We start from the raw sequence: 15,877 nt of genomic DNA on the forward strand, positions 1-15,877 counted from the left end.
CCTCGCAAGCCTCGTCGGCCAAGTTGAACCAGTGCTGCACAAAGTACATGCGCAACATACGCTCAAGTCCCACCGGCGGGCGACCATTGCCCGGCTTGGGGTAATGCGGCTCGATCACTTCGCATAGCGCATGCCACGGAACGATCTCATTCATTGTGGAGAGGAACACGTCGCGCCTGGTTGCGCGACGGTATTGTTCGAATCCGGCTCCTGCATCGGCCGCTAGGGCAAGGGTCTGTTGTTTCATCGACCTATAACGAAACAGCACCCAATGCGGTGGACTTATTCAGCGCAGCCCTAATCAATTACTGTTGCCAAACTTTTGATTGAACTGGAGCACCCTAAAGCCGACTGTCGTGGACTACCAGTTGCAGCCTGAACCCACCTTTGCCTCACCAAGCGCCAAGTAGCCCAGCACTCACAGCGCCATCAACCTATCTCGCACCCACCCACCCGAATCTCTGGCCTGCGCCATCTCACGCGCAGCGACCAACATCATTCAGTTCTTTTTTGGCGAGATAGATCTTGGCGCGTGTTTTTACGCACACTGCCGCGCAAAAGACAGGCGCCAATCCGCGACAATCGGGGCTCTACCGATGAACACCATGCACACCCAGAAATTTTCTCTCCTGTCCGTCATCCTCGCCATCGCCGTCGGCATCCTGGCGCCCAGCGCCAGCAGTTTCGCCGCCAAACCCCAAAAAACCAAACCCGCCGCCAAATCAAGCGCGGCCAAGCCCAACACCAAAAAGCTGGCGGCGGCTGCCCTCGCTTTGCCCCCGCTGGCGGCGCAGGTGGCCTTGGCCCCCAACGCACCGGCACTGCAGGCCAAAGCCTGGTTGCTGATGGACTTTGACTCGGGCGAAGTGCTGGCCTCGGCCAATGCCGACGAGGCCCTGCCCCCCGCCTCGTTGACCAAGATGATGACCAGCTACATCGTCGAGCAGGCGCTGCGCTCAGGCAAGCTCAAGCCCACCGATCTGGTCACCGTGAGCGAAAACGCCTGGTGTCGGGGCACGAGCGCCGAGTCGTGCATGTACCTGCCTCTTAACAGCCAGGCCACGGTGATCGACATCCTGCGCGGCATCATCATCCAGTCGGGCAACGACGCCTCCAAAGCGATTGCCGAGCACATGGCCAGCTCCGAAGCAGGTTTTGCCAAGCTGATGAACGCCGAGGCCCAGCGCTTGGGCATGACACACACCCACTTTGTGAACCCCACGGGCCTGCCCGATCCGGCGCACAAGTCTTCTGCGCGTGACCTCGCCATCTTGGCGCGTGCCATCATCCGCGACGGTTCCGAGTACTACCCGCTCTACGCCGAACGTGATTTCAAATACAACGGCATCAAGCAAGGTAACCGCAACGCCCTGCTCTACACCGACCCCAGCGTGGACGGCCTCAAAACAGGCCACACGGCCGAAGCCGGTTACTGCTTGGTCACATCGTCCAAGCGCAACGACACGCGTCTGATCTCGGTCATCCTCAACACCCACAGCGCCCAGGCACGCGCTGACCAGACCCGCACGCTGCTCGGCTGGGGTTTTGGCAGCTTCGAGAAAGTCACCCCGTTTGCTGCGAACGCGGTGGTCGGCACGGCCAAAGTCAGCTTTGGCAAGGCCGACACCGTGGCCGCCGGTCTGGGCACCCCTTGGATGCTGACCGTGCCACGTGGCACGCCAGTGCAAACCGCAGTGGAACTCAAACCAGGCCTGGAAGCCCCAGTGCCCAAGGGGACCGTGATCGGCAAGGTGATGGCCACCGTCAATGGCAAGCCGATGGGCGAAGCCCCGCTCGTGGCGCAGGCCGAAGTGGAGCGATCAGGTTGGCTGCTGCTGGCATGGCAGCATGTGAGCAAGTTGTTCGGCCAGTAAACCGCCGAAAAAAGGCTGCACAATGGGCGCCGTCCCAGGCGCCCTGCCCACTTACAGCATCCGCGCCAACGCCGCCTGCAAATGTTCTGAGGGCAAGCGCTTAAAGCCCGTACGGGCAAAGCGGTTCAAGCGGCCTTGCATGAAGGCCACCAGCAAGGAAGCGGTTACCTGCGCATCTCCGGTGGGGGTCGCAGACTCGCTGCCTTTGAGGGATTGGCGCAACTGCGCCTCAATCTTGTCAAACAGCAAATTGATGCGCTCTTGCAAACGCTCGTGCTCTAAAACCAGCGCATCGCCCATCATGACGCGACTCATGCCCGGGTTTTTTTCGGCAAACTGCAACAGCAAAGCCACAATGCGCCCGGCCTGGTTCGGGCCGGCCGGCTCGCGGTCGGTGACCTGACGGATCAGGCCGATCACCGATTGGTCGACAAAATCGATCAGCCCTTCAAACATCTGCGCTTTGCTCGCGAAGTGCCGGTACAAAGCCGCTTCGCTCACGCCAATTTTGGCAGCCAGCCCGGCTGTGGTGACCCGCTCGGCACCCGGCTGCTCGAGCATGGCGGCCAGGGTTTGCAAAATTTGCAAACGGCGCTCACCCGGACGTGGCCGTTTGCGCGCAGGAACGATCTCGTCTTCCGAGAAGTGCTCGCTTTGCTGTGCTGGATCAGACATCTTGTTCCCCTGTTGTCGTGCGGCTTGTGTCTGCTGCTTGTTTTTATCGGCTGCGAATCATGGTGCCAAAAGCCTGCTCGGACAACACTTCCAGCAACATGGCATGGGGTACACGGCCATCAATGATGTGCACCGCGTTCACACCGCTCTTGGCCGCATCGAGGGCGCCCGCGATCTTGGGGATCATGCCGCCACTGATGGTGCCGTCGGCGCACAGCTCATCGATGCGACCTGGGGTCAGCTCGGTCAGCAACTGGCCTTCTTTGTCCAGCACACCACGGATGTTGGTGAGCATCAGCAGCTTTTCGGCTTGCAGCACGGTGGCCAGTTTGGCGGCCACGACATCGGCATTGATGTTGTAGCTTTCGTTGTTTTCACCAAAACCGATGGGGCTGACCACCGGGATGAAGGCGTCGTCTTGCAGGCATTTCAAAATAGACGGGTCGATGCTTTCGATCTCGCCGACCTGTCCTACGTCGTGCTCTTTGCTCGGGTCCTGGCTGTCCACCATGCGCAGTTTTTTGGCGCGAATCAGCCCGCCGTCACGCCCCGTCAGGCCCACAGCTTTGCCGCCAGCGCGGTTGATCATGCCGACGATGTCTTGCTGCACTTCACCGCCCAGCACCCACTCGACCACTTCCATGGTCTCGGCATCGGTCACCCGCATGCCTTGGATGAATTCGCCGGTTTTACCGAGGCGTTTCAAGGCCGCCTCAATTTGCGGCCCCCCCCCATGCACCACCACCGGGTTCATGCCCACCAGCTTAAGCAGCACCACGTCTTCAGCAAAGGCCTGCTGCAAGACCGGGTCGGTCATGGCGTTGCCGCCGTATTTGATGACCAATGTTTTGCCGTGAAACTTGCGGATGTAGGGCATGGCCTGCGCCAGGATCTGGGCCTGGTCGTGAGGCGCAACGGGCTTGACAGCGGTGTGATCGGTCATGGTTTAAAACAAAGCATTGAGGAAAGGTTAAACAGTCCAACAGATTGTGCCGCAAGCCCAAGGCGGCTCAGAGGATCTCGGCCAACATGCGGTCAACACCTTGCTGCCACGGCGGCAACACCAAACCAAAGGCCTGTTGCAGCTTGTGGCTGCTGAGTCGGGAGTTGAGCGGACGCTGCGCTGGTGTTGGGAACGCCGAGGTCGGTACAGGCGCCATATCGGTCACTTTCAAGGTCAGCTGCGGCTGAATATGCCGGGCTTGGGCGATGACATGGCTGGCATAACCGTGCCAAGTGGTCTCGCCGCTGGCCACCAAGTGGTAGATGCCCGCCAGTGACGCAGACTGAGGCTGCATGAGCTGCCGAATGGCATGCGCCGTGACATCGGCGATCAGATCGGCACCCGTGGGCGCGCCATGCTGGTCGTCGATCACGGTCAGGCGTTCACGCTCCCCCGCCAAGCGCAACATGGTGCGGGCAAAGTTGCCGCCCCGCGCCGCATACACCCAGCTGGTGCGAAAAATCAGGTGTTTGCAGCCACTGGCGACGATGGCCTGCTCGCCTTCGAGTTTGGTTTGCCCGTACACGCTCAGCGGCCCAGTGGCATCGGCCTCTTGCCAAGGCCGATCGCCTTGGCCGCTGAACACGTAGTCGGTCGAGTAATGGACCAGCAAGGCACCGACTTCGGCGGCGGCCTGCGCCAACGCAGCAGGCGCCGTGGCGTTCAGGCAGCGGGCCAGCTCAAGCTCGGACTCGGCCTTGTCCACCGCCGTATGGGCTGCGGCGTTGACGATCACGTCAGGCCGGTAAGACAACACCGTTTGCGCCAGGCGCTCTGGCTGGCTCAAATCGCCGCAGAAATCGGTGCTGTGTCGGTCTAGCGCCAGCACCTCGCCCAGCGGGGCCAAGCTGCGCTGCAGCTCCCAGCCGACTTGGCCGTTCTTACCGAGCAGCAGGATTTTCATGAGGCGCTGTATTGTTTGTTCACCCATTCGCGGTAAGCACCGCTTTGCACATGGGCCACCCACTCAGGGTTGTTCAGGTACCACTCAACCGTCTTGCGGATACCGGATTCAAAAGTCTCGGCAGGCTTCCAGCGCAGCTCGGCTTCGAGTTTGTGGGCATCGATCGCGTAGCGACGGTCATGACCGGGTCGGTCGGTCACATAGGTGATCTGCTGGGTGTAGCTGCTGCCGTCGGCTTTGGGACGCATGTGGTCGAGCAGTTGGCAGATGGTTTGCACGATCTCGATGTTGGGCTTTTCGTTCCAGCCGCCCACGTTGTAGACCTCGCCCAAGCGCCCGGCTTCGAGCACGCGGCGGATCGCGCTGCAATGGTCTTTGACGTAAAGCCAATCGCGTATTTGCATGCCGTCGCCGTACACCGGCAGGGCCCTGCCTGCCAGAGCATTCACGATCATCAGCGGGATGAGTTTTTCGGGAAAATGGTAGGGGCCGTAGTTGTTGCTGCAGTTGGTGGTGAGCACCGGCAGGCCGTAGGTGTGGTGCCAGGCGCGCACCAGATGGTCGGATGCCGCCTTGCTCGCGCTGTAGGGGCTGTTGGGCTCGTAGCGGTGGGTTTCGGCAAAAGCCGGATCGCCCTGACCCAATGAGCCATACACCTCGTCGGTCGAGACATGCAAAAAGCGAAAAGCGGATTTTTCGGCCTCGGGCAGGGATGACCAAAAGCCCCGCACCGACTCCAGCAAACGGAAGGTGCCGACGATGTTGGTTTCGATGAACTCGCCGGGGCCATGAATGGACCGGTCCACATGGCTTTCAGCGGCAAAGTTGACCACAGCACGCGGCCGGTGTTCGGCCAACAAGCGGCTGACCAGTGCGGCGTCTCCGATGTCGCCCTGCACCAGTTGGTGGCGCGCATCGCCTTGCAGGCTGGCCAGGGTTTCGGGGTTGCCCGCGTAGGTGAGCTTGTCGAGATTGATGACAGGCTCGTCATGGGCGGCAAGCCAGTCCAGCACAAAGTTGGCGCCGATGAAGCCGGCGCCGCCGGTGACAAGTAGGGTCATGAAAGTGAACGATGGTTGGGCACTACGGGATGTTGTACCTTGATTTCAGGATTTTAGAAGCATTGCGCGGCCCTCAGGTTAAAGTGGCAGCTTGTTCAGGAAGTTAGCCATGGCCAAATCAAACGACTCAACACGCAGCAAAACCCAACCCGTGTCCCAGCCGGACATGCCGACACCGCCAGCCCAGCATGTTTGGCTGGCTGGTTTAGGGGCTATGGCCAAGGCCCAGGAGCAAGGCAGCAAAGCCATCGAAGCCCTGGTCAACGATGGCCTGGCCTTTCAGCGCAAAAGCCAGGCCGAAGCGCAACAGCGCCTGCACGAGGCCACCGAGCGCCTGAGCCACATGGCCACAGGCTTTGGCGAGCAGGCCTCCGGGCGTGTCGACAAACTGGAGCATTTGTTTGAAGACCGTGTCGCCAAAGCCTTGCACCGCTTGGGCATGCCCTCGCTGCTGGACATTCAGATGCTGACCGACCGGGTAGCCCAATTGGAGGCCAAACTCGAAGCCCGCCCCAAGGCCACGCCAGTCAAGCCGGCCACTTCGGCCACTTCGGCGCGCGCCAAACCCAAAGCACCGGTCGCGCGCAAAACGGCCACCCCTCAGACCCCAGCGTCGCGCCCCGCAAAACCCCGCCCCAAAACAGCCTGATGGACAGACTACGCCCCCTGCCATGGCCAAAAAAGCACCCCGCCGCACAGCCCAGCGTATCGCCGAGGTCTCGCTGGAGTTGTTCAACCGGTTCGGCGAGCCCAACGTCTCGACCACGCTGATCTCGGCAGAGCTCAACATCAGCCCTGGCAATCTGTATTACCACTTTGCATCGAAAGACACCCTGGTCAACCAGTTGTTTGACCAATACGAAGTGGCCATGTTGGGGCTGCTGGAGGCAGCGCCCGATGTGAAAGACGTCGAAGACGCCTGGTTTTTTCTGCACTCGCTGTTTGAGCAGGTGTGGAACCACCGTTTTTTATACCGCGACCTGAACAACCTGCTGTCAGGCAACCGGCATTTGGAGACGCATTTTCACGATATTTTGGAGCGCAAAACCCACGCGTTTAAATTGATGCTGGAGGGCTTGGCCGCTGCAGGCCTGATGAAAATTGACCCCGACAACATCGAGACCCTCTCGGCGAGCATGTGCGTGATGGTGACTTACTGGCTCAGCTATGAATATGTGCGCAACCCTCGGCAAGCCCTGGAGCCGGCCAGTGCAGGCTTGGCACTGACCCGGGGTGCGCAACATGTGCTGGCGTTGTTGACCCCCTACATGGCGAACACCGATTTGCAAACCCATCTGCAAGGTTTAACCGCTGCTTACAGCGCCCCAGAACGCTGAGACCTGGCCTGCCAGCAGGCATAACCAACGAGCCCGAAGCGAACCGGGTCAGTTGAAGCGATGCGCAGCCATCGCCAAAAGCCCATCGAAAATCAGGTTGTCCACCAGTTCGAACTGAACCGACATGCTGGGCGCCATTTTCCAGCCTGCACCGCCGGTCATGATGCACATGGGCTCTTGCCCGGTGTGCTCACGCAGGTGCTGTACCGTCCGCTCACAGGCACCGGCAATGGCGTACGTCCCGCCACTGGTCAGGGCATCGCTGGTGTTGGTCGGGAAGGGCGTGACCTCTCCGGTCGGCACATGCAAACCAGCCGTGCCTGATTCGAGTGCCTTCAACATGATGCCGTGGCCTGGCAAGATGAGGCCGCCCAGGAATCGACCTTCGGCATCGATTGCCTCGACCGTCACGGCCGTACCCACCATGACCACCACCAGGGGCCGGGCAGGGCCGCAAGCCAGCATGCGCTGGCGCGCGCCGATCATGGCCACCCAGCGGTCCGAACCCAAACGTGAAGGGTGGTCATAACCATTGATCAGGCCCGCCTCCTGGACGCCCGGCACCACCCATTGCGGGGCGAAATCCCAAATCTCCATTTGCTCTTGAACGCGCCGCTTGATGGCATCGCCTGCGACGACGCAGCCAAGCATCTGGTCTGGCTTGGGCAGTTGCGCCCAGGCGCCTTCAGACAGGCGGTCGATGTTTTCCAGGAATTCAGCGCCATGGGACAGCAACTGCCCTTGGGGGTTGGGTTGGTCGTACAGCGCCCATTTCAGGCGCGTGTTGCCCACATCGATGGCTAAAAATGTCATGGGCCGATGATAATGAATTTCACCCAGAGAATTCACACCCAAAGGCTGGCTTTAAATGACTGGCCGCAGCACCGGCATGACCGACTCATAGGCTCTGGCGGCGCGCAGTACCAAGGCGTCGCCAAACATGGGGCCAACGATCTGCAAGCCCATTGGCAAACCCGACCGGGTCAGCCCGCAAGGCACCGTGATGGCCGGTTGCTGAGTCAGATTGAAGGGGTAGCTGAAGGGTGTCCAGCCCAGCATGGCCTCGGGGGTCATGGGCGCCGAGCCGGCTGGTCGGGCTTCAAATGCCGGGATCGAGACGGCTGGAGTGACCAGCAAATCGAAGCGCTGCATGAACTGGCGCATGTGCGAACCCAAAACGCCGCGGCGCTGGTTCAGTTGCTGCACCTGCAGGGCGCTCAGCTGCGCGCCCAGAGCCGCCTCGGCGCGAAAGTCAGGGTCGGCCAGGGCTTGCTGCTCGGCGCTCAGGCCCGTCCAGACGGTGTAGGCCCCCAAAAACCACAAGCCGGTGGTGATGTCCAGCGGGTCGTCAAAACCCGGGTCGGCCTGCTCGACGTGGGCACCCAGGGCTTCCAGCTGTTTGACCGCAGTGGCCACGGCCGCTGCGATTTCAGGGTGCACGTTTTGCGCAAAGCCCAAGGTGGGGGAATAGGCGATTCGCAGGCCGCGAACACCGTCTTCTAGGCCCACGCTGTAATCGGTGGCATCGGGCGGCAACGCAGTCCAGTCGCGGGCGTCGGGCTGCTTGAGCACATTGGTCATCAAGGCGGCGTCGCGCACGCTCATGGTGTGGGGCCCAAGGTGCGCCACCGAGCCAAAAGGCGACAAGGGGTAGGCGGGTATGCGCCCAAAACTGGGCTTGAGGCCGACGTTGCCGCAAAACGCGGCGGGTATGCGCACGCTGCCCGCGCCATCGGTGCCCACACTCAGCGGCCCCAGGCCTGCGGCCACAGCAGCAGCGGTGCCCCCTGAAGACCCGCCAGGTGTGTGGTTCAGGTTCCAGGGGTTGCGCGTGATGCCGGTGGCAGGCGAGTTGGTCTCGCCCTTGCAACCAAATTCGGGGGTGGTGGTTTTGCCCAGCAACACGGCGCCCGCCTCGCGCAGTCGCGCCGTGGCAGGGGCATCAACCTCCCAGGGTTGGTTCGGGTCGATGGTGCGGCTGCCGCGAAGGGTGGGCCAGCCTCGGGTCAGAATCAAATCCTTGATGGAGGCCGGCACGCCTTCTAGGGCGCCCACAGGCGTGCCTTGCTGCCGATGCGCCTGCCAGCGCGCCTCACTGGCGCGCGCACTGGCCAAAGCGGCCTGTTCGTCGACCAGACAAAAGGCGTTGATTTGGGGGTTGACCCGTTCTATGCGCTTTAAAACGGCCTGGGTCACATCGACCGGCGAAGCATGGCCACTGCGGTACAAGGCCAGCAGCTCATGGGCGGGGGTCTGGGTCAGGTCTTGGTTGGTCTTGCTCATGCGCTTGTCTTTCCAAAAAAATAATCAGGCCAGGCCCCAAGATGAAGTTCAGGGCCGGGTGCGGGTGTTGGGGCTGAGTTTTTTCCAGGGCAAATCGCCTGGATCTGCGGCCATGGGGCCTGCGGCCTTGGCCACCAGCACACGGCTGGCGATGGGCGTGAAATCGGCGCGGAAGTGGTTGGAGCTCTTGACCACCAGCAACTTCATTTGTTCGGGGTGAATGCCCACAGCACGGAACAATTCACGGTCAAGCATCTGCATTTTTCCGCTGGCCACCGCGATCAAAACGCCATCGATCTCCAGGCAGGCGCAGGGGCCGATGTGGGCCTTCATGCCGGTCATCATCGGGCCTTTCAGCTCGCAGTAATCGGGCCCCAAGGCTCGCACTGTGAAGCGGCCTTGCAAAGGCGGGTCACTGGGCTCACCTGTGAAAGTGGGCACGGCACGGCCCAAAGCCAGTTGCAAGACAGCGCCGATACCGGCTGCGTGGGCCTTGCTGGCGGCCTCAGGGTCAAACAACAAACCCAGGGCAACCTGGCCAGGCCAGCGTTGACCGGCCCCTTGTTGCAGCAAGGCGTGCAGCATGCCGGTGGTGTTGCTGTCGCCACCAGCGCCCGGGTTGTCTTGCGTATCTGCGATGACCACAGGCGCTGCGGACACATCGGCTGTGGCCAAGGCCTGAGTCACCGCTTCCCGGGCGGGCAAAACATCCGGGCGCCACTGGCCCGGAGCAGCCACCCGTTCAAACAAACTTTGCACGGCGGCGTCTGCTTGCGGACCGTGGCCCCACACCACGGGGCCGCATTCGGCAAAGTCAGAAGCCGGAAAACCCATGCAAAAACTTAAGGTGCAGCCGGTCTGGGTTTCCAGCGCGATCATCTCGTCGTAGAGATCTTTGGCCGGAGCCATCCAGGTGCTTTGGGCATTGAGAGGAATCAGAAAAGGCAGCCGGCGCGACCGCATCGGACGTTTGCCGCCGGCGCGCAAATGCTCTCGCAGCAGCATGGCTGCCCGTTCGCCAGTTTCGGCCATGTCGATGTGCGGGTAAGTGCGATAGGCCACCAAAGCATCGGCCAACTCAAGCATGCGTTGGGTCACGTTCGCGTGCAAGTCAAGGCTGGCCACAATGGGCAGCTTGGGCCCCACCACCGCGCGGATGCGGGCGATCAACTCACCTTCGCTGTCGTCGGCGTTTTCAGCCACAGCGGCGCCATGTAAATCGAGGTACACGCCGTCTAGGCCCTGCAGCATCGCCGAACGCACGTCTTCGAGAATGGCGGCACAAATGCGCTCGAAAGCATCCCGGGTCACATACGAAGACGGCGTGGCACCGGCCCACGCCGAAGGCACCAATTGCCAGCCTTCACGACGGGCCGCGTCGATGAAGCCGCCCGCAGGAATGTTCACGCCCGTCATCTGGTCCAGCATGGCCTGTCCGCGCACATAGGCCGGAAAGGCCTCGCCACTTTCAAAGGCCGCCCAATGGGCCAGGCTGGGGGCAAAGGTGTTGGTTTCGTGCTGGTAGCCAGCCATCAAAATGCGGGTCATGGGACTTGTTTAAAAAGCTTCAGGTTTCAAGTGCAGGCAAGGCTGCAGGCGCAGCATCGAGCAGGCGACGGGTGTAGTCTTGCTGCGGGTTGGCGTAAACCTCGGCTGTGGGGCCTTCTTCAACAATGAGGCCCTGGTGCATCACGATCACACGGTCACACAATTGAGCGGCCACCCGCAAGTCGTGTGTGATGAAAAGCAAACCCAAACCAAGTCGCCCCTGGATTTCACGCAGCAGGTTCAGGATCTGCGCCTGCACGCTCACGTCCAGGGCGCTCACGGCTTCATCGGCCACCAAGACCTTGGGGCGACAGGCCAGCGCGCGCGCAATGGCCAGGCGTTGCCGCTGACCGCCGCTGAACTGGCTGGGGTAACGCTTGAGCGCTTCGACAGGCAAACGCACCTGGCCCATCAATTCGGCTGCAAGCGCCTCGGCCTCGGCCCGTGACTGGCCGAAATTCATGGCGCCTTCCACCAGGGACTGCCCCACCGTGCGGCGTGGATTGAGTGAACGGTTCGGGTCTTGAAACACCACCTGTACCTGGCTGCGCAAAGGGCGCAACCGGTTTTCAGGCAGTTGGGCCACATCGTTCTCAGCCCAAAAAATCCGCCCCTCAGTCGGGTCGATCAGTCGGATCAGGCAACGCGCAAAAGTCGACTTGCCCGAGCCGGACTCACCCACCACACCCACGGTTTCGCCGGCATGCACCGCCACATGGGCGTTTTGCAAGGCCGCGGTGGCGCGGTTACGGCCCATCCAGTCACGGCTCATGTAGGTTTTGCCCACACCCTGCCCCGACAACAAAACTGGACCGGTGAACGCGGGTTTGGGTGCAGGCGGTGTCATGGCCGGTACTGCCGCCAACAACTGGCGCGTGTACTCGGCTTTGGGGCGGCGCAAGACCTGCTCGCAAGCCCCGCCCTCCACCGCCTCACCCTGGTTCATGACCAGCACGTCGTCGGCAATCTCGGCCACCACGCCCATGTCGTGGGTGATGAACAACACCGCGCTGCCCTGCTCACGTTGCAGATCGGCGATCAGGCGCAATATTTCTTTTTGTGTGGTGACATCGAGCGCCGTGGTGGGCTCGTCACAAATGATCAGCGCAGGTTTGAGGATCACCGCCATCGCGATCACGATGCGTTGGCGCTGCCCCCCGCTGAGTTGATGCGGGTAGCTGCGCAACATGCGCTCGGGCTCGGGCAATCGCACCCGGTCAAAAATGCGCAAGATTTCGGCTCGGCGTTTGTCAAAGGGCCAGTCGGTGTGGGTCGACAACAATTCGTCCACCTGGTCCCCGCAAGTCATGACCGGGTTGAGTGCGGTCATCGGCTCCTGAAACACCATGCCCATGGCCTGCCCGCGCAATTGGCGCATGCGCAAGGCCGACGCTTTGAGCAGCGACTCACCTTGCAAAAGGATCTCTCCGGCATCGGGTCGCAACTCTTTGGCCAGCAAACCCATCACGGTGGTGGCCATGACCGATTTGCCAGAACCCGACTCACCCACCACGCACAAGGTTTTTCCGGCATGAATGTCAAACGACACCCCTTGAACCGCATGGGCCCGGTCTGCGCCAAAAGGCAAGGCCACCGAAAGATGGCGTACCGAGAGCACCGTCTGTTGTTCAGTGGAGGCCATCACGCGCTCCTCTTGGCAAACTTGGGATCGAGCACATCGCGCAAGCCGTCGCCCAGCAAATTGATGGCCAGCACCGTGGGCACCAAAAACAGGGCCGGATACAGCACATTACCCGGGAACTGCGTGAATTGCACACGCCCCTCGGCCATGATGTTGCCCCAGGTCGGAACGTCGGCGGGCAAACCCAAGCCCAGGAAACTCAAGATTGCTTCGGTCAGCACCGCACTGGCGGCGATGAACGTGCCCTGCACAATCAATGGCGCCATGGCATTGGGCAGGATGTGGCGCAACAAGATCACCGGCGTCGGCGTGGCCAGGGCCCTTGCCGCCTCCACAAAAGGTTCTTCGCGCAGGGTCAGCACCAAAGACCGGACCAGGCGCGTGACGCGGGGAATTTCTGGCACGGCAATGGCCACCACCACCGTCCACAGTTGCGCGCCCAGAGCGGCCACCAGGGCAATGGCCAGCAAAATCGCAGGGATCGCCATCAGGCCATCCATGAAACGCATGAGCACCGTGTCCATCAAGCGAAAGTAGCCCGCCAGCATGCCCAGAAAGCCCCCGATGGACAAGGCCACCGTGGCCGAGAACAAGCCCACCAGCAAGGACACGCGTGTGCCAAACAGCACACGGCTGTAAATGTCACGGCCAAAGTTGTCGGCGCCCATCCAGAAGGTGTGCGCCACGCTGGAGCCGTCCAGCAAGGCAAACTGCCCGACCGTGCCAGACAGGGTGTTGATGTTGGCCGAATCCATGGCGGCAGGGTCCACGGTGCCCAGCCATGGGGCGATGGCTGCGATCAAAATCAAAAGGGCCAACACACTCGACCCAAAGCGGATCGAAGTGTTTGCCATCAGTTTGCGAAAAAGCGTTGTCATGCGGTTCTTGGGCTCAGTAACGGATGCGGGGGTCGAGCCAGAGGTAGCTCAGATCGACCAGCAGGTTGATCACCACATAGAGCACGCTGAAAAACAGCACCACGCCCTGGATGACCGGAAAATCGCGGTTGAGCACGGCATCCACCGTGAGAGAACCCAAGCCCGGAATGGCGTACACGGTCTCGGTCACGACAACGCCGCCAATCAGCAGTGCAATGCCAATGCCGATCACGGTGACGATGGGCACCGCCGCATTGGCCAGCGCATGGCGCAGCAACACGGCCTGCTCAGTCACGCCCTTGGCACGCGCAGTTCGAATGTAGTCTTCAGTCAATGCCTCAGACACACTGGCACGGGTGACACGGGCGATCAAGGCCACGTAAATGGTGGCCAGGCTGACCCAGGGCAAGACCAGTTGATAAGCCCAAGGCCCGATGCCCTGCGAAGAAGGACCGAACAAGCGCCGATAGCCTTGCACCGGCAACCACTGCAACTCGATGGCAAACACATAAATCAGCACATAGCCGATCACAAAGACCGGGACCGAAAAACCAGCCACGGCAAAGCCCGAGAGAATCCGGTCGAGCCAGCCCCCCATGCGCCACGCGGCCAAGGTGCCCAAGGGCACCGCCACCGCCACCGACAACAGCATGGTCCCAGCGGCCAAGGACAAAGTCGGCTCGATGCGCTGTGCGATCAACTCGATCACCGGCTTGTTCAGGTAAAACGAATAGCCCAGGTCGCCCTGCAGCACGCCACTCAGCCAAATCGTGAATTGCGTGAACAAGGGCTTGGTCAAACCCAGTTGCTCACGAATCCGGTCGATGTCTTCGTTGGTGGCGTTGTTGCCCGCAATGACCGCAGCCGGATCGCCTGGCGTGAGCCTGAGAATCAGGAACACGATGATGGCCACCGTGAAAAGAACAGGGATCAGCGCCAGCAGGCGCTGCATCAAAAAACGCAACATGAATGATTCCGAGGGTCGAGGAAAAAGACCTGCAGGCCGGGATCAAAACCCCTGACCAGACACTGCACGAAGGTGCATAAGGCTTGCCGAACTCAGCGAGTGCGGCAAGCCCCGGGAATCAGTTCTTCTTGATGTTCCAGTAGACCTGTGCGCCGCCAGGCACCAGCCCGGAGATGTTTTTGCGCAAGGCTGCGGGGTTGAAGTACTGGCCCAATGGCACATGGGAGGCTGTTTCCATGGCGCGCAACTGGATCTGCTCGGCAATCTGCTTTTTCTGTGCTTCGGTGGTGGACTGTGCAAACTTGACCTTCAGGTCCTCAATTTGCTTGTCGTCTTGCCAGCCAAACCAGCCCTTGTCGCCCGCCGCATTCATCATGGACATGGTCAAGGGGTTGAGGATGTCGCCAGCGGTCCATGCGGTCATGAAGGCATTCCAGCCACCTTGTGCAGGCGCATCCTTCTTGGCGCGGCGCGCCACCAGGGTGGCCCAGTCCATTTGCTGCATGTCGACTTTGAAGCCAGCGGCTTCGAGTTGCTGCTTGGCCACCAAAGGCAGTTTGGCAATCGCGGCCAGATCGGTCGGACGCATCAGCAGCACAGGCGTGCCGTCATAGCCCGCATCCTTGAGCATTTGAGCGGCCTTTTTCGGGTCGGCCATGCCGGTGTAAATGCCTGTTTTTTCGCTGGCGAACGGTGTACCGCAGGGGTACATGCTCTTGCAGAAAGTGAACATGCCGGGCGCACCCACCTGGGTCTTGAGGTGAGCCTCCTGGCCCAGTGCCACCATGGCAGCCTGGCGGATTTTCACGTCATTGAACGGGGCATGCAGGTGGTTAAAACGGAAGATGTATTGCAAACCGGCCGGCTGAGCGTCCACCAACTGGATGTCTTTTTGGGCTTTGAGCGAAGCGTATTGCTCGAACGTAGGCTGCTCGACGATGTCGACCTCGCCCGCCACCAAGGCATTGAACTGGGTTTGCGGATCACGGATGATGACCCACTCGACGCGGTCAAGATAGACCTGCTTGCCACCGGTGGTGCCATCGGGCGCTTCGGCACGGGGTTTGTATTTTTCGTTTTTCGCGTACACCAAGCGCTCGCCGGGCTTGTATTCAGCGGACACGAACTTGTAGGGGCCCGAACCGATGTTTTCCTTGATCTGCTCGCTGCCGGGGGTGGCCGCGATACGGGCCGGCATGATGAACAGCACGTTGGAAGACGGCTTGCCCAGCGCCTCGAGCATCACGCCAAAGGGCTGCTTGAGCTTGATCACAAAGGTCTTGGCATCGGGTGTGGCGTACGAATCGACGCTTCTGGCAAGTACACCGCCAAAACTGTCACGGCTGGCCCAACGTTTGATGGAGGCCACCACGTCTTCGCTGGTAACGCTCTTGCCGTCGTGAAACTCCAGGCCGTCACGCAGTGTGAAAGTCCATGTCAGGTTGTCTTTGCTGACATTCCACTTGTCCACCATCTGGGGCTTGACCTTGCCAGCCAAGTCGGTGCCGAACAAGGTGTCATAAATCATGTACCCGTGGTTACGCGTGACAAAGGCTGTGGTCCAGATCGGATCGAGGATCGTGACATTGGAATGCGGTACCACCTTGAGGGTTTTGCCCTGCGCCTGGACGGCCAGCGGTGCGCACAAGGCTGCGGCCAAAGCCGCGACAGCCAAAATTGAACGACGTTTCATGAATTCACTCCA

General features: G+C 61.0%; 15 protein-coding genes. 3 read left to right on the top strand and 12 right to left on the bottom strand.

Features of this window, described 5'->3' with window-relative positions:
• A partial coding sequence (locus tag B9Z45_RS08905; protein WP_146180858.1) for a transposase occupies positions 1–247 on the bottom strand: 247 nt, incomplete at its 3' end.
• A 349-nt stretch (positions 248–596) separates the two neighbouring features.
• On the opposite strand from B9Z45_RS08905, the gene B9Z45_RS08910 reads away from it, so the two are divergent.
• Positions 597–1,874, top strand: coding sequence for a D-alanyl-D-alanine carboxypeptidase family protein (locus tag B9Z45_RS08910; RefSeq protein WP_304481797.1), 1,278 nt, complete (start codon positions 597–599; stop codon positions 1,872–1,874).
• 51 nt (positions 1,875–1,925) lie between these two features.
• Here the strand turns inward: B9Z45_RS08910 and slmA are convergent, their stop codons facing one another.
• From slmA to rfbB, 4 genes are all read right to left on the bottom strand, one after another.
• Positions 1,926–2,549 carry a nucleoid occlusion factor SlmA gene (gene slmA, locus B9Z45_RS08915; RefSeq protein WP_108406881.1) on the bottom strand — a complete coding sequence of 208 codons (624 nt, stop codon included), beginning with the start codon at positions 2,547–2,549 and terminating at the stop codon, positions 1,926–1,928.
• A gap of 43 nt (positions 2,550–2,592) precedes the next feature.
• Complete coding sequence (gene argB, locus B9Z45_RS08920; protein WP_108406882.1) at positions 2,593–3,492, bottom strand: acetylglutamate kinase; 900 nt, start codon at positions 3,490–3,492, stop codon at positions 2,593–2,595.
• Between the two features lie 67 nt (positions 3,493–3,559).
• On the bottom strand, positions 3,560–4,456 hold the full coding sequence (rfbD, locus tag B9Z45_RS08925; RefSeq protein ID WP_108406883.1) for a dTDP-4-dehydrorhamnose reductase: 897 nt from the start codon (positions 4,454–4,456) through the stop codon (positions 3,560–3,562).
• A complete protein-coding gene (gene rfbB / locus B9Z45_RS08930; protein WP_108406884.1) occupies positions 4,453–5,517 on the bottom strand; it encodes a dTDP-glucose 4,6-dehydratase in 1,065 nt (354 codons plus the stop codon). Before rfbB ends, rfbD begins: the two co-directional genes overlap by 4 nt.
• Before the next feature lie 109 nt (positions 5,518–5,626).
• On the opposite strand from rfbB, the gene B9Z45_RS08935 reads away from it, so the two are divergent.
• Complete coding sequence (locus B9Z45_RS08935) at positions 5,627–6,166, top strand: phasin family protein (protein ID WP_108406885.1); 540 nt, start codon at positions 5,627–5,629, stop codon at positions 6,164–6,166.
• A gap of 22 nt (positions 6,167–6,188) precedes the next feature.
• The gene (locus B9Z45_RS08940; protein ID WP_108406886.1) at positions 6,189–6,854 is read left to right on the top strand and encodes a TetR/AcrR family transcriptional regulator; all 666 of its coding nucleotides are present in this window, start codon (positions 6,189–6,191) and stop codon (positions 6,852–6,854) included.
• A 48-nt stretch (positions 6,855–6,902) separates the two neighbouring features.
• Here B9Z45_RS08940 and B9Z45_RS08945 read toward each other — a convergent pair whose 3' ends face one another.
• From B9Z45_RS08945 to B9Z45_RS08975, 7 genes are all read right to left on the bottom strand, one after another.
• Positions 6,903–7,667 (bottom strand): type III pantothenate kinase, encoded by a 765-nt coding sequence (locus B9Z45_RS08945; protein ID WP_108406887.1) that lies wholly within the window; start codon positions 7,665–7,667, stop codon positions 6,903–6,905.
• A gap of 51 nt (positions 7,668–7,718) precedes the next feature.
• A complete protein-coding gene (locus B9Z45_RS08950; protein ID WP_108406888.1) occupies positions 7,719–9,137 on the bottom strand; it encodes an amidase in 1,419 nt (472 codons plus the stop codon).
• A gap of 48 nt (positions 9,138–9,185) precedes the next feature.
• The gene (locus tag B9Z45_RS08955; protein ID WP_108406889.1) at positions 9,186–10,685 is read right to left on the bottom strand and encodes a M81 family metallopeptidase; all 1,500 of its coding nucleotides are present in this window, start codon (positions 10,683–10,685) and stop codon (positions 9,186–9,188) included.
• A 19-nt stretch (positions 10,686–10,704) separates the two neighbouring features.
• A complete protein-coding gene (locus tag B9Z45_RS08960) occupies positions 10,705–12,327 on the bottom strand; it encodes an ABC transporter ATP-binding protein (RefSeq protein ID WP_108406890.1) in 1,623 nt (540 codons plus the stop codon).
• On the bottom strand, positions 12,327–13,181 hold the full coding sequence (locus B9Z45_RS08965; RefSeq protein WP_370445822.1) for an ABC transporter permease: 855 nt from the start codon (positions 13,179–13,181) through the stop codon (positions 12,327–12,329). The genes B9Z45_RS08960 and B9Z45_RS08965 overlap by 1 nt, the downstream gene beginning before the upstream one ends.
• A 37-nt stretch (positions 13,182–13,218) precedes the next feature.
• A complete protein-coding gene (locus B9Z45_RS08970; RefSeq protein WP_108406892.1) occupies positions 13,219–14,172 on the bottom strand; it encodes an ABC transporter permease in 954 nt (317 codons plus the stop codon).
• Positions 14,173–14,290: 118 nt separating this feature from the next.
• A complete protein-coding gene (locus B9Z45_RS08975) occupies positions 14,291–15,865 on the bottom strand; it encodes an ABC transporter substrate-binding protein (RefSeq protein WP_108406893.1) in 1,575 nt (524 codons plus the stop codon).
• Positions 15,866–15,877: the final 12 nt, after the last annotated feature.

This window comes from Limnohabitans sp. 2KL-17 (genome assembly GCF_003063415.1).
Lineage (GTDB): Bacteria > Pseudomonadota > Gammaproteobacteria > Burkholderiales > Burkholderiaceae_C > Limnohabitans_A.